Origin of the sequence: Bradyrhizobium oligotrophicum S58 (genome assembly GCF_000344805.1) — a bacterium.
In the GTDB taxonomy this organism is placed as follows: Bacteria; Pseudomonadota; Alphaproteobacteria; order Rhizobiales; family Xanthobacteraceae; genus Bradyrhizobium; species Bradyrhizobium oligotrophicum.
Window position 1 is genome coordinate 3,067,360 of sequence record NC_020453.1, and the last position, 21,771, is coordinate 3,089,130.

The following is a 21,771-nucleotide window of genomic DNA, read 5'->3' on the forward strand; positions in this document are numbered from 1 at the left end:
TGGGGGCGACTGGAGCCGATCCGATCGCTGGCTCGCGTCAGCCAAAAAAAAGAGGCGCACCGTTTAGGTGCGCCTCGTCCAGTCGCGGGAAGATGCGAGAGATCACGCCGTGCGGACGTCCTGCGCCGCAGGCTCGGTCGTGGCGGCTTCCTTGCCGAGGATGAAGGCGCGGCGCAGCGGCTTGATCACGAACAGCGCCATCAGAGCCGCCGTCGCATTGAGGCCGACGCCGATCACGAACACGGCCTGCCAGCCATATTTGGCGGAGACGAGGCTTGCGAGCGGGACCAGCAGCGATGCCGTGCCCTTCGCTGTGTAAAGCATGCCGTTGTTGGTCGTTGCATACTTGCTGCCGAAGGTGTCGCCGGACGTCGCCGGAAACAGGCTGTAGATCTCGCCGAATACGCCGAAATAGACGGCGGTCGCGAGCACGAAGACCAGCGGATAGTGACCGTAGGTCGACAAGGTCAGCAGCATCAGGGCGGCCGTGCCGAACGCGATGAACATCGTGTGCTCGCGGCCGATCGTGTCCGAGATCCAGCCGAACACCGGGCGGCCGAAGCCGTCGAAGATGCGGTCCAGCGAGATGGCGAAGGTCAGCGCCGCCATCTGGAAGCCCGCAAGCGTCACCGGCTCGTTGGCGATCTTGAAGTCGTGCGCGATCGGGGCGATCTGGGCCGCGGTCATCAGGCCACCGGAGGCGACCATCACGAACACCAGATACATGATCCAGAAGATCGGGGTGCGCAGCACCTGCGGCGGCGTGTAGTCGATCTTGGTCTGCGGCAGATTGAGCTGCTTCTTGCGCGCGGGGACGGCCTTGGTCGGCGGCCGCAGGAAGATCGCGAGCACGAACACGATCAGGCCCTGTCCAATGCCGAAGGTGAAGAACGCGCTCTGATAGCCGCTCGAGGCGATCATGCTGGCGATCGGCACCACGGTGAGCGCCGCGCCTGCGCCGAAGCCGGCGGCCGTCGCACCGGCGGCAAGGCCGCGCCGGTCGGGAAACCATTTCAGCGCATTGCCGACGCAGGTGCCGTACACCGCGCCCGCGCCGATGCCGCCGATGACGGCGGCGGCATAGAGCAGCGTCAGCGAGTCGGCGTAGGAGTTGAGGATCCAGGCCAGCGAGATCATGACGCCGCCGAACATGATCACGACGCGCGGACCGTATTTGTCGACGAACCAGGCTTCCACCGGCACCAGCCAGGTTTCGGTGACGACGAAGATTGTGAAGGCCAGCTGGATCGCGGTGCGGCCCCAATGATACTTGGCGTCGATCGGGTCGACGAACAGCGTCCAGCCATATTGCAGGTTGGCGATCATCGCCATGCAGACGATGCCCATCGCAAGTTGAATCCAGCGGAAGCTGCTGGATTGTGCCTGGACAGGCGGTGTTGCCTCTGTGCTGGAAACCATGTGTCCTCCCAAAACGGCACTTTCTTGCAGCCTGTCGCTGCTGGCGGTGCGGCCGTTGTCTGTATGTCGTCGTATTCTGGTATAATATATTCCAGACGGCAATATGGCCTGCGCAGGGGATGCCGCGATGTTGCTTTGCAACCAAACGCGGCACAGGTTTCAAGCAAAAGAAAACGCTCGGCAAAATGCCGAGCGTCGTCGATTTGGAATCGTTCTATTTTATTTTTTGCTGCAGTGCGAAGCGGTGCCTTACATCATCGACTTCTCCACCACGACCTTGCGCCACGGCTTGAGCACCGCGATCGCCAGGATCGAGGCCAGGATGTTGGCGCCGGCTGCGATGATGAAGACGCGGTCCCAATTGCCGGATGATTGCTGCATGTAGTTCGCGATCGGCACCAGCAGTGCCGCCGTCCCCTTCGCGGTGTAGAGCAGGCCGGCATTGGTGGTGGCGAACTTGGTGCCGAACGTGTCGGTGCAGGTCGAGGGGAACAGCGAGTAGATCTCGCCCCAGGCGAAGAACACGAAGCCCGAGAGGATCACGAACCAGATCGGATCGTGGCCCAGCATGTACAGCGCCCAGATGCCGATGCCTTCCATGCCGAAGGCGATGAACATCGTGTTCTCACGGCCGATCATGTCCGAGATCCAGCCGAAGAACGGACGGGTCAGGCCGTTCAGCACGCGGTCGATGGTCGCGGCGAAGGTCACGGCCGTCATGGTCATGCCGATCAGCGTCACCGGAATGTTGTCGACCTTCCAGTCGCCGGCGATCGGCTTGAGGTTGGCGGTCACCATCAGTCCGCCCGCACCGACGATCACGAACATGAAGTACATCAGCCAGAAGATCGGCTGACGGATGACTTCGGTCGGGTTGTAGTTGCGGCGGCTCTGCACGAGGTTCGCGTTCTGAGTGACCGCGGGCACCTGGCCTTCCTTCGGCGCAAACAGGAAGAAGGCGAGGATCACGATGATGATGCCCTGGCCGAGACCGAAATACAGGAAGGTGGTCTGGAAGCCGGAGTCGCGGATCATGGCCTGGATCGGCGCCACGGTCAGTGCCGAGCCCGCGCCGAAGCCGGCTGCGGTGATGCCGGCCGCGAGGCCGCGCTTGTCGGGAAACCATTTCAGCGCGTTGCCGACGCAGGTGCCGTAGACGCCGCCGGCGCCGATGCCCGCGATGATCATGCCGAGATAGTAGCCGTTGAGCGAGGTGGCGTAGGCGTTGATCATCCAGCCGATCGCGCAGAGCACGCCGCCGACGAGGACGACGATGCGCGGACCATACTTGTCGACGAACCAGCCCTCGACGGGCACCAGCCAGGTCTCGAACAGCACGAACAGCGTGAAGGCCCACTGGATCGAGGCGCGATCCCAACCGAAGGTCTTGGAGATGTCGGGGACGAAGAAGGTCCAGCCATATTGGTAGTTGGCGATCATCACCATCGCCAAGACGCCGACCGCGAGCTGCGTCCATCGATAGGCGTCGCTTACTCTTGCCGATGCGGGCGCCCCCGCGTGAGCCAAGTCCGTCATGTTCCCTCCAGGCTGTCTATTTTTGTCCTAACAGCTATGCGGAGTTTGGTATATGATATGCCAATAGACAAGCAGAATCCTCAGCTCGTTCTTTTCCGCACAGCCTTGCGATCGGCAAAAAACCCCGCAGAAGCAAGGCAAAACGCTGCAGCGACAATACGACGCAGCGGCGTCTGTTTGTAGATCAACTATCGGAGTAGGGTCTTCAGGCAGTCGCTGCCCGCAGCCGACTATAACCTTCCTGAAGCGCCGACCAGAACAGCGCGATCAGTCCGAGCACCATGATCGTGCCGACGAGCGCGTTGGAAAAGAACACGGCGAGCGATCCCTGGGATCCCAGCAGCGACTGTCGGAACGCCTCCTCGGCCTTGTCGCCGAGCACGATTGCGAGCACCAGCGGGGCGAGGGGATAGCCGCATTTCTTGAACAGATAGCCGAGCACGCCGAACACCAGCATCAGCACGACGTCGAACGTGCTGCTATGCACGGAATAGGCGCCGATCGCACAGAGCACGAGGATGAGTGGTGCGACGATGCTGAAGGGAATGCGCAGGATCGCCGCGAAGATCGGAACGCAGGTCAGGACCACCAGCAGCCCGGCGAGATTGCCGAGATACATCGAGGCTATCAGCCCCCAGACGAATTCCTTCTGCTCGACGAACAGCATCGGGCCGGGCTGCAGCCCCCAGATCAGGAGGCCGCCGAGCAGCACCGCTGCTGTGGGCGAGCCGGGTACGCCGAGCGACAGCATCGGCAGCAGCGCCGCCGTGCCTGCGGCATGGGCCGCCGTTTCCGGCGCAACGACGCCCTCGATCTCGCCCTTGCCGAAGGTCTTGCCGCGCCTGGAAAGACGCTTGGCGATGCCGTAGCTCATGAACGAGGCCGGCGTGGCGCCGGCCGGCGTGATGCCCATCCAGCAGCCGATCAGGCAGGAGCGCAGCGACGTCATCCAGTATGCCGGCATCTCCTTCCAGGTGTGAAGCACGACCCGCAGATTGATCTGCGCGTTGCCGCCGCGGAAGCTCAGGCCTTCCTCCATGGTGAGCAGGATCTCGCCGATGCCGAACAGGCCGATGACGGCGATCAGGAAGTCGAAGCCGTTGAGCAGTTCGGTGATGCCGAAGGTGAGCCGGAGCTGGCCGGTGATGGAATCGAGCCCGACAGCGGCGAGCGCGAAACCGATCATCATCGCCGCGATCGTCTTGAACGGCGGCTCCTTGCTCAGGCCGACGAAACTGCAGAATGCGAGAAAATAGACGGCGAATTTCTCGGCCGGCCCGAACTTGAGCGCGAAGCTCGCGACCAGTGGCGCGACCAGCGTGATCATCACGACCGCGAACAGCGCGCCAACGAACGACGAAGTGAATGCCGCCGTCAGCGCCTCGCCGGCCTTGCCCTGCTGCGCCATCGGATAGCCGTCGAACGTCGTCGCGACCGACCATGGTTCGCCGGGGATGTTGAACAAAATCGACGTGATCGCGCCGCCGAACAGCGCGCCCCAGTAGATGCAGGACAGCATGATGATGGCCGAGGTCGGCGGCATGCTGAAGGTCAGCGGCAGCAGGATCGCAACGCCGTTGGCGCCGCCCAGTCCCGGCAGCACGCCGATGATCACCCCGAGCACGATGCCGAGAATCATCACCATGATGTTGAAGGGCTGAAGCGCGACCGCGAAGCCGTGAAACAGATTGGCGAGTTCTTCCATGCCAGCTTGGTCCTGCAACCCCTCAGCGAATTGTCATAGTCCGAGCCATTCCTCGACCGGTCCCTTGGGCAGAGGGACCATGAACCAGCGCTCGAAGATCAGATAGGTCACGACCGGCATTCCGATCGCGACCGCTGCGACCGTGAGCCAGCCATATTTGCCAAGCCATCGCATGAACCAGGCGATGAAGAGCATGGAGGCGACGTAGATGCCGGTGAAAGGCAGGGCGCCGACATAGATCGCCGTCGGCACCACCACGCTCATGACCTGGCGCAACTGGCCCCATTCGGCAAAGACGCCGCCGTCATCCTCGCGCAGCGTGTTGCGGACGTTCATCGCGCTCGCCGCGACGATGAGGAGGCCGACATAGAAGGGGAAGAACCCGGCGCGCGGCCCTTCGGCGCCCCAATTGATTCCGGCCTTGACGCTGCCGAAGATCACGATGATCCCGAACAGCGCGATGCCGAGCGTGACGCCGAGCTCGACCGATTTGCGGCTCGGGCCGGCAGATCCACCGTGGCTGCTCATGCGAACCGCTCAATTCGAGGCAAGGAAGCCGGCCTCCTTCATCAGGAGCTCGTGACGCTTCTCCTCGGTCTCGACCCATTTGGCGTAGTCGGCACCGGTCATGAAGGTGGTGTTGAAGGCGCCGGTCTTCATGAAGTCCTGCCACTCCGGGGTCTCCCGAACCTTCTTGAACAGATCGACGTAGTATTCGATCTGGTCCTTGGTGGCCCGCGGTGACATGAAGATGCCGCGCAGCATCAGATACGCGATGTCGAGGCCTTGCGACTTGCAGGTCGGAATGTCCTTCCAGGCCTTGCCGTCCATGATCTGCTCGTCATAGCCCATCGACTTGTCATCGAACACGCAGAGCGGCCGGACCTTCCCGCCGCGCCATTGCGCGACTGCCTCGATCGGATTGTTGACCGTGGAATCGATGTGGTTGCCGACCAGCTGGACGGCGACTTCGCCGCCGCCCTTGTAGGGAATGTAGGTGAACTTCGCGCCGGTGGCCTTCTCCATCGCCACCGTGATGATCTGGTCTTCCTGCTTCGACCCGGTGCCACCCATCTTCAAGGTGCCACCGGCTTGCTTGACGGCGTCGATGTAGTCCTTCGCCGTGGTGTAGGGCTTCTCGGCGTTGACCCAGAGCACGAACTCGTCGAGCGCCAGCATCGCGACCGGGGTGAGATCCTTCCAGTTGAAGGGAATCCCCGTCGCCAGCGGGGTCGTGAACAGGTTCGACAGAGTGATGATGATCTTATGCGGATTGCCAGCCGATGCCTTGACGTCGAGGAAGCCTTCGCCGCCGGCCCCACCGGACTTGTTGATCACGACCAGCGGCTGCTTCATCAGATTGTGCTTGGTCACGATGCCCTGGATCGTGCGGGCCATCTGGTCGGCGCCGCCGCCTGTTCCGGCGGGAACGATGAACTCGACGGGCCGGACAGGCTCCCAGGCCGCGAGAGCCGGGATGTGCCCCGCCGCGAGGGCGATGCCGGCCGCGACGGCCACGCGCACAGAACGCTTCATCGACTTCTCCCCTTCATTCCCAGACAGCGGCGGCTTCTTTTGGCCGCTTTGCCCGATCGAACCACTTCCCGTGTGTCGATCCCGGCCGGTGTCATTTCATCCATCGTGACGAGCCGCAGGTCGCTGCAAGCCTCGGCTTCTCCCGCAGAGCCATTGCAGCCAAAAGTTGCATTGGCGGCCGGAACCGTGCAGCAGGAGGTGCCTCCACAGCCTATCGACCGATTTGATTTTGGTATGAAGAGGTGACCGACCGCAATTGAGGAGATCGCCTGGGATCCCTCCGGGGCGGATTTGTCGCAGCCCGTGGTGGTCGCAAAAAGCAAAAGCCCCGGAGGTCCGGGGCTCTTGATTGGACTTCGGTGCTTTCTTGCGCGCGAAGGAAGCGCGCAGGGTGCTCAGAGGCCGAAATAGGGCAGGTCGCCGTTGCGGTTGGCGGCACGGGCGCTGGTCATCAGCACGCGGTCGAGGGCGGCGAGGAAGCGGCCGAACAGCGACACGGACTGAACCAGGGGGAGGGCGACGGTCTTGGACATGATTTTCTCTCCATCAGTGGGGCGGTAGGACGTTCTGACTGAGGAGAATTTACGTATACCAGATGCCAGATACAACGGATCATATTGCATAGCGGTATGAGGATTTTGCGATGCAGCAGAAATGCCACGATTGGAGTTTTGAATTGAAAACGTCATTCTTATACGGAAACAGCCGCCCAATGGTGGCTCCGGGATCGTCTATGGTATTTAGATATTGATGCGACCGATCCGCTGCCTCCTTGGGTGAGCCGGATCGGGCGCGCGCCCGAAATCGTTGTGTCGGCGACCTCGACGAGCGTTTCCTGATAATCCGGCAGCCGTTGTTTGGTTGAGCTCTCGCGATGACAGTGGGGTCTATCAACCTGACGGAGGATCTCGTCGGTGTGCTCGCCGAGCCGGGGCAACCCGTGACGTCGGCCGGGTTGTCCGACAGCTTGATCGGGTTGCCGACCGGGAGGGACTTGCCGCGGGCCGGGTGGTCGACCTGGACCAGGGTCCCGTGGTGCGCAGCTATTCGTCCGCGGCGATCTCCTTCATCGACAGATCGGCCGCAGGGCAACCACCGCAAGCTCGGGCTCAGTCTCCTGAACCTTTCAGCCAGGAGGAAATCGTCTGGTTCAGATAGTCGCTCGCTTCATGCTGAATGAAGTGGCCTACTCCGGGAACGATTTTGACCGTCAGGTTTTCGGGAGTTTCCATCCATGATTTTTCCAAATCAAGAGTGCTAAGCAAGGCATGGGTCTCCTCGAGTCCGTGCACATGCAAGACCGGGCATTTGATCAAGGCGTCGTAGATTTTCTTCAGGGTTGGATCGACGAGGTTGAGCGCAAACTGTGAGAAGCTGTAGTTGGCCTTGTAATAACTCATCATGGACAAGATCGACGATTTCGCGAAAGCCTCGATGTAGCGACGCTTGACGTCCGGATCGACGACCCAATACGCCAAATCTTCTGCTGTCAGATTGTCGCCTCCGCCTCGAGCGAAGAACCGCGTGGCGTAGGCGCTGGCCCGGGACTGTGCGACAGGATGGTTCCAGGGGAGCAATTCCTTCATGATGGCGCCGGGATGAGGAACGCTGAGGACGACGAGTCTTTCGATCAGAGCCGGATTTTGCCCGGTGAACAGCCACGACAAAGCGGCGCCCCAATCGTGCCCAATCAGGATGGCCTTGCGACCGTTCCTCTCTGCATCGATCACCGCACGGAGGTCATCGAGGAGAACCGGAATCTTGTAGTTCTCGATACCTTCCGGCCGATCGCTCAAATCGTAACCGCGCAGATCGAGAGCGACCACCTGATAATGTGCTGAAAATGTCTGGATCTGATTTCGCCAGGAATACCAGAAGTCGGGAAATCCGTGAACGAACACCATGAGCGGCTTCTTGTCGGATCCCATGGTGACGTAGTGGATTTTCGTTCCGGCGTTGTCCGCATATTTGTGCTGAAGGTTCGGATCCCTATCGATATTGACGGCAGACTCGCTCAAGGCGGCCGGGATTTTATTGTGCCAGACGGCGTCGCCCGACGTCTCCCCGGACGCAACGTGGGTGAACATCGCAGTAAACATGGCGGCTCCTAACAGCATCATCGCGCGGGATCCAACGGCCTTCTCAGTGATCCCTTTCGCCAGGACAGCCGACGAAATCGAAGTCGTTCGAACCATTTGAGGGCTTCCTTGCCGCAATCTGGGCGCGACCCCGCATCACCGGGCGCAGACGTCCGGGCTTCGGATTTTTGTCGGTTGCAGGCGGGATCGTTTTCTATGGTGATCACCATACTATGGCGATCGCCATAGAAGTGTCAAGCGAACCATGGTAGGTTGCGGGAATGCCCCGCAAGACCGACGCTCGCGCCCGCGCGATTGCCACTGCCCAGCGACTGTTTCGCATCCAAGGTTACACTGCGACCGGGTTGAACCAGATCATTGAAGAAAGCGGCTCGCCCAAGGGATCGTTCTATTTCCACTTTCCGCGCGGCAAGGCACAGCTCGCAGAAGAAGCAATCGATCACTACGTTGCCAGTCGAATTGCCGTATTGCGCAGTATCTCGGCGAATACGGCGGGTGACGCCGTGAAGTTTGTTCATCAGATTTTCAGCGCATTCGCTGCCGAAATGGTCGCCTCTGACTTCCAGTATGGATGTCTCATGCAAAACCTGGCGAACGAGCTCCCCGCGCTCGACGCCGAGCTGACCAAGCGGGTCGCGCGCGGATTTGTCGATTCGACCGAGATCGTTGCGGAGCACTTCAGGGGATGCGGTTTCGCGTCCGCGCGCGCGTCCTCCGCCGCAGCGGCATTGGTCGCCGCCGTCGAGGGCGCGCGAACGATCGCCCGCCTGGAACGCACGCCGGCGATATTCGAGGCGCTGGCGGACGTCAGCGTCCGGGGGTGGGCTGCGCCCAAAGCTGATCAAGGTTCCGGGTCAGCTCGGCGGCGCGGCTCATAGCTGCGACCCTGGACCGTCTTGCCGCTGCGATTACGGTCATCGCGTCGGCCGGGCTGTCCGAGAGCTTGATCGTCGATGATCTCCAGATCCGAAATGGGCCAAGGCGTCCAATCAACAGGACGGCGCCGAGCCATGGGCGGCTTGCCGGCGGGCATCTTCCGATGCACTTTTTGTGCTTTGCGGCGACCACGATCAGCGAGGCCGTGAGGATGTACCTCAAACGTTATCTTAAGCTCTAACCGCTAACATCGTGAACGTCACCGGCGAGCCGATAGCGGGAAATGATTGCGTCGACCTTGAAGACATCGCGAATAGCAGTCGTATCGGAGCGCTATTCCAAACGCATCAACGATAGGCCCTGGCAGATGGCAAAGCCCGTTCCAGGCCCACGGGCGACTTTGCCGTGAATCAAAACACGCCCTGAACGAAAACAGGAAGTAGCTGATCTTCACCTGCCCCTGACCACGGTACCGGTTCCAGCTTGCGCTTGATCTCGGTGGGCGCATCCCGACCTGGTCACCGCCGAAGGGAAATCCGAAATGTCATTGCAGACAAGCAGGCCGGGGTTTGCAACCACATCGTGAAGTCCTTAGAACAGAGACGCTGAAGGGAAAGCCGGGGAATTCTGATGATTGCGCCAGAAGAAGAGAAGGTGCTGAAGACGCATCTGGTCGAGATGTTCGGCCACATGAGCAGCATGCGGCGGGAATTCGCCGCTCTTCAAGGTGACAGCAAGGGCAGTTTCGCGAAGATGACAGACACCCTCGACGCGATCGTCGAGAGTACGGAGTCGGCCGGGAACGCGATCCTCGAAAGCATGGAGGCGATCGGCGCCAGCGTCGCGAAGCTGCAGAGCGTCGACGACCCGATTGCCGCGTCGGTATCCGACGAGATCATCGACAACACAAACAAGGTGTTCGAGGCTTGCGCGTTTCAGGACCTCACAGGGCAGCGGATCACCCGCGTGGTCAAGTCGCTGCAGTTCATGGAGGACCACATCAACCGGCTGGTCCGCATGTGGGGAAAAGAGGAACTGGCACGGCTCGCCGCCGAGATGGCTGTCCCAGCCGGCGCCCCAGACCTGTTGGAGGGCCCGAAGCGTCCGGGCGTGGCGATTTCCCAGGACGACATCGACAAGCTGTTCACGTGAACGGCCTCAAACCCGATGTCCATAGCGGCGAACGATCAGATCGAGGCGGCGCTCGACCAGATCGATCGGGACGAGGATTGTCCTGAGATTTCTCTGGAGGACGCGGCAGAATGAGTTGCTGCAACCTTTACTGCGCAGAATGATCAATTTTGAATGAATCGGGCACGAGGTTCGGTTCAGGTTCAAAGCTGACATCATCGACGGCGCCGATCAGTCCGGCAGGCCCGCAAGACGTAAGCCGTTCGAGAAAATGGCTCGATGTTCGGGCCGTCGGATCGGGATCCAATCCCCAAGTCGGGAAATGCGAAACTCGGGATCGAGCCTGCGCAGATGATCCGCGGCTTCCCACGCCTGGGCCTCTTGCCCCGTAAGCGCATGACAGGCGGCCATGACGAGCACTACGAACACGAAGCTCGGCAGTTGCCGAAACGACTGTTCGGCCCAGGACAAAGCCGCGTCGAAACGCCCCGCAAATAGATGCGACATGGCCATGCCGGCCTGCATCCGGAACATCTCGGGATCGAGCGGGCTGAACCGCATGGCACGGGAGAGGAACTCGATGGCAGCCTCCGGATCGCCGCGCTCGGCCCTGAGAAATCCTCCCAAGAACCAAGCGGCCGCGAGATTCGGATTGAGCAGCAGCGCCCTGTCGAGCAGTGCGATCGCGCTGTCGACGTCGCCGGCGAGATGGGCCAGCGTGTGCCCGGCCCGGGTCAGTGCCACTGCGTCATCCTTCCCCAATTCCACCGCCAGCCGCGCCAGACGGATGCCGTCGGCAAACTCTCCCGAGCGATCGATCATCCAGCCGTTGATCTTGCGCCAGCAATGACACCAGGCCGCCATGGCATGAGCCGAAGCAAACTCGGGATCGAGCGCGATCGCCTTTTGAAACAACGGCAGCGCGGCGTCGATCGCTTCCCGGGTCCCACGATGCAGATGCGGCATGGCGCGCAGATAGTGATCGTAAGCGCTGAGATTGCCGGTCGGCTTCCGCCGGGCGCGCTCGATCTCCGCGCGTTCAAGCTGGGAGGCGATCGCACCGACGATGCTGGTGGCAATCTGGTCCTGCAGTTCGAAGATGTCGTCGAGCGTCCCCTCGAACCTCTCGGCCCAGAGATGGGTGCCGGTTGCGGTGTCGACCAATTGGCCGGTGATGCGCACCCTGCTGTTGGACTGCCGCACGCTGCCTTCGACGACATAGCGCACGCCAAGCTCGCGGCCGACCTGCTTCTCGTCCACGGTTCGCCCCTTGTAGACGAAGCTCGAATTGCGGGCGATCACAAACAGCCAACGGATGCGCGACAGCGCCGTGATGATGTCTTCCACGACGCCATCGGAAAAATAGTCCTGTGCTGAGTCCCCACTGAGGTTTCGAAACGGAAGCACCGCGATCGAGGGCGACTCCGGCAGCGAAAGCATCAGCCCGGGCTGTTCGATCGCATCGTTCGACCGTACTGCTGCCTGCGCAAATGGCTCCTCCTCACGGACCTCGCCGACAAAGCGGATCCCTTTGCGCGCAACTGTCCGGATCAGGCGCTGGTCTTTGCCGGTGTCCCCGATCGCCTTGCGCACCGCATTGAGATGGGTCGTCATCGTCGACTCGGAAACGATCCGGCCATCCCAGACGGCCGCCAGCAAGTCGTCACGCGTCACCACCTGATCCCGGTGGCGAACCAGATGGAGCAGCAGGTCGAACACCTTCGGCCCCACCGCGACGAACTGTTTGCCTCGGGTGAGCTCGCGCCTTTCGGCATCCAGGCAATAATCTTCAAAGAGAAAACGCACGCCCGCTCCGCTTGGACGAGAAGCCAACGAGAATTGAAGGCCAATTGAAGCCTGCTGCAAGGCTTTTCTACCTGGATACACGCATCATCGCTTCAGCAACAAGGCCGTCCCTCGGCCGACACATGCGAGGAAGTGATCATGAAAATCGTCATCATGGGCGGGACTGGCCTGATCGGAACGAAGCTTGCTGGTATCCTTCGCGACAAGGGCCACGATGTCCTTCAGGCCTCCCCCAGCAGGGGCATCAATGCCGTCACCGGAGAGGGGCTCGACAGGGCGCTTTTGGGCGCGGACGTCGTTGTCGACGTGGCAAATTCTCCGTCCTTCGAGGACCAGGCGGTCCTGGCGTTCTTCGAAACGTCGAGCCGCAATCTCCTTGCCGCTGAAGCGGCCGCCAAGGTACGTCACCACGTCGCGCTGTCCATCGTCGGAACCGACGATCTTCCGGAATGCGGCTACTTCCGCGCCAAGCTCGCACAGGAGAATCTGATCCGGGGCTCGAAAACGCCCCACAGCATCCTGCGCGCCACCCAGTTTTTCGAATTCGTCGGCGGAATCGTCGATTCCTCATCCGATGGACAGATCGTCCGATTGTCGCCTGCCTTGTTTCAGCCCGTGTCATCGGATGACGTCGCCACCGCTCTCGCCGATATTGCGCTCGGCACCCCGCTCAATGACGTCGTTGAGTTGGCCGGCCCGGAAAAATTCAGCCTGGATGAATTCGCACGGAAATACCTGACTGCGACCAAGGACCATCGAAAGGTCGTCGCCGACATTCACGCCCGCTATTTCGGCGCGGAGCTGAACGATCGATCACTTACGCCGGCCGGCAATCCCCGGCTCGGATCCGTGCGCTTCGAGGACTGGCTGAGCGGGCGCCTCCAGTAAGCGCAAGCAAGACGCGATCATTCCATAGCCGACGATGCGAGAGCACCCGTATGAGCAAGCCTCCCGTACAGGATTCCTTGCAAGGGGCACCGCGCGGCGACGCCGGGCGGCGTCAGGATACTGCGCCTGCCGCCGATCGACGGCCGGCCGACGCGGAAATGGCCCGCGTGCTTGGGACCGAGCCGCTTCGCATGGCCCTGGATGAATCCGGCGGCGGCATCGCACATTGGAAGCATGCCCCGCTGCACGACGTCGTCGAGCCGATGAACCATCATGTGATCATGGCCTATAACGGCACGGTGCAGCGTGTGGAGCGGCGTTCCGAAAAATTCGTTTCGTCGGGAACGTTTCGTCCCGGGGTCGTGATCATTATTCCCGAGGGAGCGAGCTCCAGGTGGGATATTCCAAAACCCGTCGATGTCGTTCAGCTCTATCTTCCGCACAGAACGCTGGTGCGCGTGGCCTATGAAGCCGACACGGCCCAGCTCATCGATCTCCAGGAGCGAACGGCGCATCCCGACCCCATTACGTCCCGGCTGCTCCTGAGCGCTGCGGATGTCTTGGAAGGCAACGCGACACTGGATGCGCTTTTCAGGCAGCAACTCACGGACCTTCTCGCGACCCGGCTTCTGGTCGCGCATACAGGCGCGCCAACTGCCGTCCAGCCGGTCGTCGGCGGCCTGGCACCGAAGGTGCTGCGGCGCGCTATCGAGCGCCTCCGCTCCGAGAGCGACGCGGATGTTTCGCTTGCAGCACTCGCCGCGGAAGCCGGTCTTTCGCGCTTCCATTTCTGTCGCGCGTTCAAGGAAAGCACCGGGCTCTCTCCCCATGCCTGGCTTCGCCAGCTTCGGCTGGAGCAGGCGATGCAGATGTTGCGCGAGGCGGACGTGTCGGTCGCGACCGTCGCGGCCGCGCTCGGCTACGCCTCGCAGACTGCGTTTGCCGCGGCATTCAAACGACTGACCGGCGACACCCCGACTGATTGGCGCCGGGACGCGCGCTGACAGCAATCTCTCTGCAACTGCCGCAACGGCGCTGGCGCATCGGCGCAGCCGGCTCGCTAGATCATCAGCGTACCCAGCCAACCGAACGGAGATGACGAATGGCCTGGTCGCCAAGAAGACCAAGCGCGAGATCAACACCATCTGGATCTATCCGCCGAACGCCGAGCGCGCCGCCGCGCTTGCTTCGGTTGATCCGGAACGCGTCACCAATCTCTGAACAACCCGTCAACAAGCCGATACGTCCCTGGCGGGGAGCGCACCCGCTCGGGACGAAAGGCCAACCGTGCGCAGGAGCCCAACATGAACCAGACAATTCACAAATCGCAAGAGAAGAACATGATACTGGAACGCACCGTATCAGCAGATAGTCCGCGACAGGACGAGTTGGTTCCGTCACGCTATGCCCTGAAGGTCGGCGAGATCGACGTGATGGTGATCAGCGACGGCGTGCTGCCGCTGCCAACCAAGATGTTGGGGCATAATGCTGACTCGGCCACCCGGGCGGCATGGTTTAGCGACATGTTTCTGCCCGCTGACGCTTTCGACTGGGCGCTGAATGCGGTGGTGGTGAGGAGTGGTGGCAAGACGATCCTGATCGATGCGGGGTTGGGGTCTGATCCGGACCTGCACCTGCCGCGGGCAGGGCAATTGATCAAGCGGCTGGAGAGCGCCGGCATCGATCTCGCATCCGTCACCGACGTGGTGTTGACGCACATGCACATGGACCACGTCGGTGGACTGCTCGTCGATGGTGTCAAGGACCGGCTGCGTCCGGACCTGCAAATCCATGTGGCGGCTGCCGAGGTCAAATTCTGGGAAGCGCCGGACTTCACCCGCACCGACATGCCGCAAGGATTCCCGGACGCTCTTCGCGCGGCGGCCACCCGGTTCACAAGGGAATATCGCAACAACTTGCGTCAGTTCGACAACGAGCATGAAGTGGCACCGGGCGTCGTCGTCTGCCGGACTGGCGGCCATACTCCAGGCCACAGTGTGGTCCGCCTGAGCTCCGGCGGTGAGGCGCTGACGTTTGCCGGCGACGCCGTGTTTACCGTAGGCTTCGATCATCCCGACTGGCACAACGGTTTCGAGCACGATCCCGAAGAAGCGGCCCGCGTCCGCGTCCGGCTTCTGCGGCAGCTCGCGGAAACCGGCGAGATGCTGGTTGCCACGCACATGCCGTTCCCGTCCATCGGCCGGGTCGGGATCGATGGCGACACCTTCCGATGGGTGCCTGCGTTTTGGGATTACTAACAAAGGCATTCCAAGGTTTGACCTGGCTGTGGGCGTGCACTCTCAATCTCGAGTGCACGCCTTGACGGGGTAAGCCAGTTCAACCGGGCAACGTGCAGGATCTCGTCGGTGTGCTGGCCGCGCTTGATGACGACCACAACGGTGTCTTGACCGGCAATGAGCTTGCCGGCCTCGCCCTGTGGCATGATGCCGACGGTAATGGGGGCGCCGACCCGAACGAGGTCAAGCCGCTATCGGCCCGCGCGGCACGGGGGCGCCGAACGACACGTCCTCGCCATCGCCAAATTCGGAAAAGATCTCATTCCCTCTGAACCCGTTTCAGGCTCGAAGCGCATTCCTAATGAGCTCCACCGGCGATCCATCGTGAGAGAAACCCAGCGCCAGCTCGGCTCTGACGTCCAACATGGGATAACGACCGAATACGGCCTCGATCGCTTTGTCGGGATCGAACGTCACGAGCGCGGACCGCTCTGGACCGTAGAGCCGCGCCAAGCCGGCCACGACTTCGGCGATCGAAAGACGAAGCGCCGGAAGCTGCAACGTACCGCAGCAATCGATCCGACCGGCCAGCAGCAGATTGTCGACGGTGGCCCGCGCCGACAGCCACCACGCGGTTGCAGCCGGCGAGACCGGACAGACATAGCGTTCGCCCGCCGCGAGCGCGTGCAGCAGCTCGCTCATGAAGGCGGAGCCGAAGCCGCTCACGGGTCGCGGTCGCGCAACGATGCCGGGCAGCCGCAGCGCGATCCCGGACAGGTCTCCGCGCCGCGTGTGATCGGCAAGCGCGATCTCCACCATCCGCTTGTGCGCGCCATAGGTGATCGCGGGCCGGGCCTCCGTCTGCACGCCGACTGGCGCGTCGGAGAGCGCACCGTAGACGGCGACGCTGCTGGCGTAGACCACGCGCGGCCGATTTCGGCTCTGCGCCAGCAACTGGAACAGATCGAGCGATGCATCGAGATTGACGCGCCGGCCGAGCACGGGCTCGGCTTCGGCGCGGCTACCGGGAACGCTGGCGAGATGAAACGCGAGGTCGAACGGCGCGGCGCCGAGCTGCTCGAGCACGGCCCGGTCATCGAGGCCGCCTCTGATCCAGGACAGGCGACGACCGGACGCCGCGGGCGGCGCATCGCCGAGATCGAGTCCGGTGACGTCGCCGCTGTCCACATCACTCAGCAACCGACACAGCAAGGCGCTGCCGATAAAGCCTGCGGCACCGGTCACCAAAATACGCATCGTTCAATCCGGGCGGCCGGGGCGGGGCGCGTGAACCACGCGCTGGTCGATGCGTCCAAACGGACCCGGTCGGCCATCGGCGAAGCTGGCCTGCATCGCCACCTCGTCACCGAAGCGCAGGAACGGCGTCCGTGGCTCGCCGTGTGCGATCATTTCGATCGCCCTGACCTCGGCCAGGCAGCTCGATCCGGCGGCGCGATCGGCATTCGAGACCGTGCCCGAGCCGATGATCGTGCCGGCCGTCAACCGGCGCGTCCGCGCGGCATGGGCGATCAGCTGCGGAAACGAGAACGCCATCTCGCGGCCCGAGGCTGCGCCGATCCGCTCGCCATTGCGCTGGATGTGCAGGGTCAAGTCGAAACGGCCGTAGCGCCAGGCGTCTCCGACCTCGTCGGGCGTCACCGCGATCGGCGCGAAGCTCGTCGACGGCTTTGCCTGCAGGAAGCCGAAGCCGGTGCGAACCTCGCGCGCGCCGACCGCGCGCAGGCTCCAGTCGTTGATCTGCACCAGCAGCCGGATATGCCGTGCTGCGTCCTCGGCGGAGACGGCCATCGGCACGTCGTCGACGATCACGCCAAACTCGCCCTCGAAGTCGATGCCATCCGCCTCCGTCACGAACGGAACGTCGGCATGCGGCCCGAGGAAATCGTCGCTGGCGCCCTGGTACATCACCGGGATGGTGTCGAAATCGGGGATCGGCGGCTTTTTGAAGGCAACGTCCATCAGCCGTCCATGATTGAGGAAGGCCGAGCCGTCCAACCATTGCGGCGCGCGCGGCAGCGGTGCGAGGCATCGCGTGGGATCGAACGCGACCGCGCCGGCGGCGGATCCGTCGGCGAGGCTCTCGGCGAGCCGCCGCAGCGCCGGCTCGGCCTGCGGCCAGTTCCGCAGGGCCGTCAGAAGATCAGGCGCGACGGTGCTGGCGTCGACCGCACGCGCCTGATCCCTGGAGACGATGACGAGGCCGCCATCGGGGCTGCCGTTCTGATAGGTTGCGAGCTTCATCAGCTGTCCCTGGTCGGATTGGCTTCGGGACCGAACTTGCCGTCGACCAGGATGAACAACATCCGGCACGGTCTGTCACTGCGATTGGCCCATGCGTGATTGGTGCCGCGCTGGATCACAACATCGCCGGCCTTGAGATCCGCGGTGCCCTTGTCGAGCACCAGCGTGACCTCGCCGGAGATGACGATGCCGTAGTCGATCGTCTCGGTGCGATGCATCAGCGGATGCGGCGATTCCGTCGTCACCGTCGAGGCATGCGGGTCGCCGATCTCGCTGAACGCAGCTTTCATTCGCGTCGCGCCGTTGCGGAGAAAATCCTCGGTGTCCGGCGGAATGTCGACGAACCGGATACGGCTGCCATTCGGCGGTGGCGGCAGCCGCAGCGGTCCGATCGTCGGATCGGGACCATTGTCGATGCGCGCCGGCGCCGCCTGCGTGCTCCAGATCTCATGAAAGAAGGTGCCTGGGATCGCCGCCAGCTCGGAGACGGTCGACAAGGGCCCGTCGGACGAGATGATGGCGGCGCCCTGCTGATCATGTCCGGTGACGACGCGGCGGATCTGCGGAAGGGTCATGTGGGAGGTCTCCTGGGTCAGGCGATTTCGAGCGAGGCGGCCGGCGCTGCGCCGCGCGCGACGAACACGCGCGAGAACAACAGGACGGCGATGGAGGAGATGATGACGGCGCCGAGCCCGAGCGCGGGATAGCCGAACAGCTGCACCAGGGTGCCACCGAGAATGGGGCCGATCGCGGCCCCGATCATCAGCATCGCCGGCGTGCCGGCGAGCGCGCGCGCGGTGGGATCGAGCCTCGACAGCAGACCGAACGCAAAGGTGTGAGTGAAGATCATCACCGCGGCAAACATCGCGGTCGGAACGGCATAGGCGGCGAAGCCGGTGCCGAATGTGACCGTCACGGCGATCAGCGCCTGGCAGACCGGGCCGGCCAGCAGAACGTGTCGCGCCGGCAGCCGCCGCTCCAGAAAGGCGGCGAGCGGCGCCGGCAGCAGGTTGACGAAGCCGAGCGCGATCAGCACGCCCGTGACCGCCTCAGTGCCGAAGCCGCGGTCGGCTCCGATGCGTTCGATGAAGCTGAACAGCATCGCCTGGGTCAGCGCCATGCAGCTGATGCCGGCAATGCCGAACCAGACGGCGCGCGGCAAATGGCTGACCTCGGTGATGAGATCCTCGTCGCCGCGCACCACACCTTTCGGAAACGACAGCGCCGCCGCCAGCGCCGCGACCGCCATCACGCCGGCGAACACGACGAACAAGGCCGGGCCGCCGAAGCTCGCCACGAGATGGGGCGTCAGGCCGAGAAAGAGGATCGCAAACACGCCGAGCGCCATTCCGACGATCGCGAACAGCCGATGCGGGTTGGCGCTGCGGGCAATGGTGCCGTGGGTAAAGCTCAGCCCGCAGGCCGCCGTGGCGCCGCCCAGCGCGTGCAGCATCGCAAGCAGCGAGAACTCCGACGTCCGGCTCGCGGCCAGGAACACCAGCGTGGCTGCAGCGTAGCCCGCAACCGCCGCGAAGCGGGCGTTCATGCGGTTGAAGCGGGGGGCAAAGACCAGGCTGCTGAGCACCGCGCCCAGCAGGAACAACGTCGCCAGCAGTCCCGCCTGCTGCGGGCTGAATTTGTAGCGCTCGATCAGCGCGCCCACCCAGACCGGCAGCGCGACGAGATCGACCATCCCGGCACAATGCGCGACCATCAGCGCGATGCGCCCGCGCCACGTCTCCGTCGTCACCGTCATTGCTTCCTCCCCTTGGGTAATGTTGTTGTTCGTTGATGTCGGCTCAGATCGGCTGCGTCAGCCCGACGATCGATTCGCGCATGATCCTCGCGTGCTCGGCCTTGTCGCCGTTCTCCATCTCGATGCGGCAGAGCTGGGCGGAGTTCTCGATCACCATGCGGCAGCGCTCCCAGCGGCGCGCATGGAAGCGGTCGAACGCCTCCTGCAGGGTCGCCGCCCGTGCCAGCTCCTCGGCCAGCACGATGCCGCTCTCGATGCCGATGCCCGCGCCGGAGGCGAGATGCGGCGTGGTCGCGGCCACGGTGTCGCCGATCAGGATGACGCGGCCGCGATTCCACGGCGCCGGCACCAGCAGGTTGGCGAGCGGCCGATAGTCGATCGCGGCATCGGGAGCGAACAGATGCGGCCGCAGCGCCACCAGCACGGGATCGCTGAACGGCGCCAGCAGGTCGGCGACCAGCTGCGGCCAGGACGCGCGCTCCGCCTGCAGCTTCTCCGGCCGCGCCTCGGTCACGAACATGTACATGTGGCTGGGCGACACCGGGTTGACACCGGCCTTGACCGCGCCGCCCAGCCACATCCGCGGGCGCACGATATCGGCCGGCCGCGGCAGCACGGCGCGCCAGACCACCTGGCCGATATATTGCGGCGGCTTGATCTCGGGAAACAGCAATGCTCGCGTTTTCGAATGCACGCCATCGGCGACCACGACGAGATCATAGCGGCCGGTCGTGCCATCGGAGAAGGCGACCTCGACATCGTCGTCGTACTGGGTGATCTGCGTGGAGGTGCAGCCGACGCGCACGTGAACGCCAGCGGCGCGTGTCGCATCCGCGAGGATGCGGCCGAGTTCGGGCCGCATGATGCCGCCGCCGCCGGGCACATCGGATCCCGCAGCCTTCGGTGTCGGGATCTCGCCGATCCGATGCCCCGCTGGCGTGACCAGATCGACGCCGTCAGCGGTGTGGCCGCGCCGCGCGAACTCCGCGAACACGCCGATCGTCTCGAGCGCGCGCAAGGTCGGCCCGCTCACCGTGATGCCGGCGCCCTCCGGCCGCCAGTTGGCGTCGACCTCGACGAGATCGACCGCGATGCCCGCCTTGCGCATCTGGATCGACGCGGCCATGCCGGAAAACCCGCCGCCGATCGTCAGCACCCTGCTCACCACTGCCATGGTGCTTCCCCCCTCTGCAATCCGCCCTTGCGAGCGTGTTATGACTTCACGAACAACTCGCCGTCGACGACGGCGAGCGCGATCCGGCTCAGCCGCTCGCCGCGGCACGGCCCCTGCACGCACAGCCCGGTGTCGGGCATGAACTCGGCACCGTGCGCGTGACAGACGATACGCGTGCCCTCGGCGTTGAGATACGCGTCCCTGCGCCAGGCCATCGGCGCGCCGTCGATATGCGGACAGGCGTTGCGCCAGCCGTGCAGGTCTCCCTGCCATCGCACGATGAACAGGCTGTCCTGCCCCTCATGGTCCGGATCGAAGCCGCGCGATTGCGCTTCGCCGATCTCGTCGGAGCGGCACAGCCGAGCCCACCCCGGCGGCCCGACCTCACGCGTAGTCGCCATTCTCGGGAATTCCTGGGCCGGGGTACCATTTGCTGCGCATCTTCAGCAGGAAGGCCTGCGAATTGTCGGCCGAGGCGGTCGCCTCGCGCGGCTGCCAGCTCGCATCATGCTGGTCCATGTCGGCATCCATCTCGATGTGGCAGCCGAACGGGCTGTTGAAGTACCAGAACCAGTTCGATCCCAGAATGTGACGACCGGGACCCCAGAACGCCTGATAGCCCTTCTCGACGAAGCGATAGCCGTTGGTGATCATTTCGGAAGGACCGCCGAAATGGAACGTGAAGTGCTCCACGCCGTGCATGTGCGGCGGCGCGCCGATCAGGAAATGGGTGTGATGGTCGAGCGAGCCGCCGGGCTGCAGGAACGGCCCGGTGCCGGTGAAGCGGTCGGTGCAGCGGAAGCCGAGGCGGTTGACGTAGAAGGCTTCCGCCTTCATCACGTCGGGCACGAAATAGACCACATGCGACAGTGAGCGCGGACGGATCACGCTGCCCGGCGGCGGCACGCCGAGACTGTTGATCGGCCGGAACACCACGCCGCCCGGCGCATTCGAGAGCTCGCCCGGCAGCACGAAAGGCCGGCGCGCGGTCAGTTGAAAGCCGATCACGAAGCCGGAATCGTCGATCGACTCGATCGCGCCGTCGGGCAGCCGCCGGACCTCGCGATCGCGCCGCAGCTCGGCCGCGATCGCGCCCAGCGTCGCCTCGTCGGCCACGCCCATCACCGTCTTGCGCAGACGGCAGCCCGGCACGGGCGCCGGTGGCAGCGCCGGATCGTCCTGCTGCGCGATCACAACGGCCGTCCCGTCGATCGCCTCGAAGCGGCCGCCGCGATCGGAAACCGCAACGGGCGCAAGCCCGTAGTCGACGAGAAAACGCGACGCGCCATTGACGTCGTCGACACCGAATACCAAGCTTTCCAAACCAACGATCTTCATGATCAGCT

21 protein-coding genes and 1 pseudogene are annotated in these 21,771 nt (G+C 63.5%); 6 read left to right on the forward strand and 16 right to left on the reverse strand.

Features of this window, described 5'->3' with window-relative positions; all coding sequences use genetic code 11:
- Positions 1 to 102 precede the first annotated feature (102 nt).
- The 8 genes and pseudogenes from oxlT (S58_RS13330) to S58_RS13355 form a co-directional block, all read right to left on the reverse strand.
- Positions 103 to 1,419, reverse strand: coding sequence for an oxalate/formate MFS antiporter (oxlT, locus tag S58_RS13330; protein WP_015665846.1), 1,317 nt, complete (start codon positions 1,417 to 1,419; stop codon positions 103 to 105).
- A 249-nt stretch (positions 1,420 to 1,668) separates the two neighbouring features.
- Positions 1,669 to 2,955: an oxalate/formate MFS antiporter gene (gene oxlT / locus S58_RS13335; RefSeq protein ID WP_015665847.1), complete on the reverse strand. Its 1,287-nt coding sequence runs from the start codon at positions 2,953 to 2,955 to the stop codon at positions 1,669 to 1,671.
- A 205-nt stretch (positions 2,956 to 3,160) separates the two neighbouring features.
- A complete protein-coding gene (locus S58_RS13340) occupies positions 3,161 to 4,660 on the reverse strand; it encodes a tripartite tricarboxylate transporter permease (protein ID WP_015665848.1) in 1,500 nt (499 codons plus the stop codon).
- A gap of 33 nt (positions 4,661 to 4,693) precedes the next feature.
- On the reverse strand, positions 4,694 to 5,188 hold the full coding sequence (locus tag S58_RS13345; RefSeq protein WP_015665849.1) for a tripartite tricarboxylate transporter TctB family protein: 495 nt from the start codon (positions 5,186 to 5,188) through the stop codon (positions 4,694 to 4,696).
- Positions 5,189 to 5,197: 9 nt separating this feature from the next.
- Positions 5,198 to 6,196 (reverse strand): Bug family tripartite tricarboxylate transporter substrate binding protein, encoded by a 999-nt coding sequence (locus S58_RS13350; RefSeq protein WP_015665850.1) that lies wholly within the window; start codon positions 6,194 to 6,196, stop codon positions 5,198 to 5,200.
- A 395-nt stretch (positions 6,197 to 6,591) separates the two neighbouring features.
- On the reverse strand, positions 6,592 to 6,729 hold the full coding sequence (locus tag S58_RS38130; protein ID WP_015665851.1) for a hypothetical protein: 138 nt from the start codon (positions 6,727 to 6,729) through the stop codon (positions 6,592 to 6,594).
- 359 nt (positions 6,730 to 7,088) lie between these two features.
- Positions 7,089 to 7,272, reverse strand: a pseudogene (locus tag S58_RS36405) (formyl-CoA transferase); the annotation flags it as partial.
- 33 nt (positions 7,273 to 7,305) lie between these two features.
- Positions 7,306 to 8,391, reverse strand: a complete 1,086-nt coding sequence (locus S58_RS13355; RefSeq protein WP_244440759.1) for an alpha/beta fold hydrolase — start codon at positions 8,389 to 8,391, stop codon at positions 7,306 to 7,308.
- 164 nt (positions 8,392 to 8,555) lie between these two features.
- Here S58_RS13355 and S58_RS13360 point away from each other — a divergent pair, with 164 nt between their 5' ends.
- A complete protein-coding gene (locus tag S58_RS13360; protein ID WP_015665853.1) occupies positions 8,556 to 9,173 on the forward strand; it encodes a TetR/AcrR family transcriptional regulator in 618 nt (205 codons plus the stop codon).
- Positions 9,174 to 9,801: 628 nt separating this feature from the next.
- Positions 9,802 to 10,323 carry a protein phosphatase CheZ gene (locus tag S58_RS13365; protein ID WP_015665854.1) on the forward strand — a complete coding sequence of 174 codons (522 nt, stop codon included), beginning with the start codon at positions 9,802 to 9,804 and terminating at the stop codon, positions 10,321 to 10,323.
- 210 nt (positions 10,324 to 10,533) lie between these two features.
- Here the strand turns inward: S58_RS13365 and S58_RS13370 are convergent, their stop codons facing one another.
- On the reverse strand, positions 10,534 to 12,108 hold the full coding sequence (locus S58_RS13370; RefSeq protein WP_015665855.1) for a winged helix-turn-helix domain-containing tetratricopeptide repeat protein: 1,575 nt from the start codon (positions 12,106 to 12,108) through the stop codon (positions 10,534 to 10,536).
- A 138-nt stretch (positions 12,109 to 12,246) separates the two neighbouring features.
- On the opposite strand from S58_RS13370, the gene S58_RS13375 reads away from it, so the two are divergent.
- The 4 genes from S58_RS13375 to S58_RS13385 all read left to right on the forward strand — a co-directional run bounded on the left by S58_RS13375 (position 12,247) and on the right by S58_RS13385 (position 15,254).
- The gene (locus S58_RS13375; RefSeq protein ID WP_015665856.1) at positions 12,247 to 12,996 is read left to right on the forward strand and encodes an SDR family oxidoreductase; all 750 of its coding nucleotides are present in this window, start codon (positions 12,247 to 12,249) and stop codon (positions 12,994 to 12,996) included.
- Positions 12,997 to 13,046: 50 nt separating this feature from the next.
- Positions 13,047 to 14,000 (forward strand): helix-turn-helix domain-containing protein, encoded by a 954-nt coding sequence (locus S58_RS13380; protein ID WP_015665857.1) that lies wholly within the window; start codon positions 13,047 to 13,049, stop codon positions 13,998 to 14,000.
- Positions 14,001 to 14,091: 91 nt separating this feature from the next.
- A complete protein-coding gene (locus tag S58_RS39310; RefSeq protein WP_015665858.1) occupies positions 14,092 to 14,217 on the forward strand; it encodes a hypothetical protein in 126 nt (41 codons plus the stop codon).
- Between the two features lie 83 nt (positions 14,218 to 14,300).
- Entirely contained in the window at positions 14,301 to 15,254 is a 954-nt protein-coding gene (locus tag S58_RS13385) for an MBL fold metallo-hydrolase (protein WP_015665859.1), read from the forward strand.
- Between the two features lie 318 nt (positions 15,255 to 15,572).
- Here the strand turns inward: S58_RS13385 and S58_RS13395 are convergent, their stop codons facing one another.
- The 7 genes from S58_RS13395 to S58_RS13425 are packed head-to-tail and all read right to left on the reverse strand — an operon-like array spanning position 15,573 to position 21,763.
- Complete coding sequence (locus tag S58_RS13395) at positions 15,573 to 16,490, reverse strand: NAD-dependent epimerase/dehydratase family protein (RefSeq protein WP_015665861.1); 918 nt, start codon at positions 16,488 to 16,490, stop codon at positions 15,573 to 15,575.
- Between the two features lie 3 nt (positions 16,491 to 16,493).
- On the reverse strand, positions 16,494 to 17,495 hold the full coding sequence (locus S58_RS13400; protein ID WP_015665862.1) for a fumarylacetoacetate hydrolase family protein: 1,002 nt from the start codon (positions 17,493 to 17,495) through the stop codon (positions 16,494 to 16,496).
- Entirely contained in the window at positions 17,495 to 18,070 is a 576-nt protein-coding gene (locus S58_RS13405) for a cupin domain-containing protein (protein ID WP_015665863.1), read from the reverse strand. The genes S58_RS13400 and S58_RS13405 overlap by 1 nt, the downstream gene beginning before the upstream one ends.
- A gap of 17 nt (positions 18,071 to 18,087) precedes the next feature.
- Complete coding sequence (locus tag S58_RS13410) at positions 18,088 to 19,245, reverse strand: MFS transporter (protein WP_042340730.1); 1,158 nt, start codon at positions 19,243 to 19,245, stop codon at positions 18,088 to 18,090.
- Positions 19,246 to 19,294: 49 nt separating this feature from the next.
- Positions 19,295 to 20,425, reverse strand: a complete 1,131-nt coding sequence (locus S58_RS13415; RefSeq protein WP_015665865.1) for an FAD-dependent oxidoreductase — start codon at positions 20,423 to 20,425, stop codon at positions 19,295 to 19,297.
- Between the two features lie 38 nt (positions 20,426 to 20,463).
- The gene (locus tag S58_RS13420; RefSeq protein ID WP_015665866.1) at positions 20,464 to 20,826 is read right to left on the reverse strand and encodes a Rieske (2Fe-2S) protein; all 363 of its coding nucleotides are present in this window, start codon (positions 20,824 to 20,826) and stop codon (positions 20,464 to 20,466) included.
- Positions 20,810 to 21,763, reverse strand: coding sequence for a VOC family protein (locus S58_RS13425; RefSeq protein ID WP_015665867.1), 954 nt, complete (start codon positions 21,761 to 21,763; stop codon positions 20,810 to 20,812). The genes S58_RS13420 and S58_RS13425 overlap by 17 nt, the downstream gene beginning before the upstream one ends.
- Positions 21,764 to 21,771: the final 8 nt, after the last annotated feature.

Excerpts from the sequence above, each read along its gene's own strand:
- oxlT (WP_015665846.1), bottom strand. The coding sequence starts at position 1,419 with ATGGTTTCCAGCACAGAGGCAACACCGCCTGTCCAGGCACAATCCAGC.
- oxlT (WP_015665847.1), bottom strand. The coding sequence starts at position 2,955 with ATGACGGACTTGGCTCACGCGGGGGCGCCCGCATCGGCAAGAGTAAGC.
- S58_RS13340 (WP_015665848.1), bottom strand. The coding sequence starts at position 4,660 with ATGGAAGAACTCGCCAATCTGTTTCACGGCTTCGCGGTCGCGCTTCAG.
- S58_RS13345 (WP_015665849.1), bottom strand. The coding sequence starts at position 5,188 with ATGAGCAGCCACGGTGGATCTGCCGGCCCGAGCCGCAAATCGGTCGAG.
- S58_RS13350 (WP_015665850.1), bottom strand. The coding sequence starts at position 6,196 with ATGAAGCGTTCTGTGCGCGTGGCCGTCGCGGCCGGCATCGCCCTCGCG.
- S58_RS38130 (WP_015665851.1), bottom strand. The coding sequence starts at position 6,729 with ATGTCCAAGACCGTCGCCCTCCCCCTGGTTCAGTCCGTGTCGCTGTTC.
- S58_RS13355 (WP_244440759.1), bottom strand. The coding sequence starts at position 8,391 with ATGGTTCGAACGACTTCGATTTCGTCGGCTGTCCTGGCGAAAGGGATC.
- S58_RS13360 (WP_015665853.1), top strand. The coding sequence starts at position 8,556 with ATGCCCCGCAAGACCGACGCTCGCGCCCGCGCGATTGCCACTGCCCAG.
- S58_RS13365 (WP_015665854.1), top strand. The coding sequence starts at position 9,802 with ATGATTGCGCCAGAAGAAGAGAAGGTGCTGAAGACGCATCTGGTCGAG.
- S58_RS13375 (WP_015665856.1), top strand. The coding sequence starts at position 12,247 with ATGAAAATCGTCATCATGGGCGGGACTGGCCTGATCGGAACGAAGCTT.
- S58_RS13380 (WP_015665857.1), top strand. The coding sequence starts at position 13,047 with ATGAGCAAGCCTCCCGTACAGGATTCCTTGCAAGGGGCACCGCGCGGC.
- S58_RS39310 (WP_015665858.1), top strand. The coding sequence starts at position 14,092 with ATGACGAATGGCCTGGTCGCCAAGAAGACCAAGCGCGAGATCAACACC.
- S58_RS13385 (WP_015665859.1), top strand. The coding sequence starts at position 14,301 with ATGAACCAGACAATTCACAAATCGCAAGAGAAGAACATGATACTGGAA.
- S58_RS13395 (WP_015665861.1), bottom strand. The coding sequence starts at position 16,490 with ATGCGTATTTTGGTGACCGGTGCCGCAGGCTTTATCGGCAGCGCCTTG.
- S58_RS13400 (WP_015665862.1), bottom strand. The coding sequence starts at position 17,495 with ATGAAGCTCGCAACCTATCAGAACGGCAGCCCCGATGGCGGCCTCGTC.
- S58_RS13405 (WP_015665863.1), bottom strand. The coding sequence starts at position 18,070 with ATGACCCTTCCGCAGATCCGCCGCGTCGTCACCGGACATGATCAGCAG.
- S58_RS13415 (WP_015665865.1), bottom strand. The coding sequence starts at position 20,425 with ATGGCAGTGGTGAGCAGGGTGCTGACGATCGGCGGCGGGTTTTCCGGC.
- S58_RS13420 (WP_015665866.1), bottom strand. The coding sequence starts at position 20,826 with ATGGCGACTACGCGTGAGGTCGGGCCGCCGGGGTGGGCTCGGCTGTGC.
- S58_RS13425 (WP_015665867.1), bottom strand. The coding sequence starts at position 21,763 with ATGAAGATCGTTGGTTTGGAAAGCTTGGTATTCGGTGTCGACGACGTC.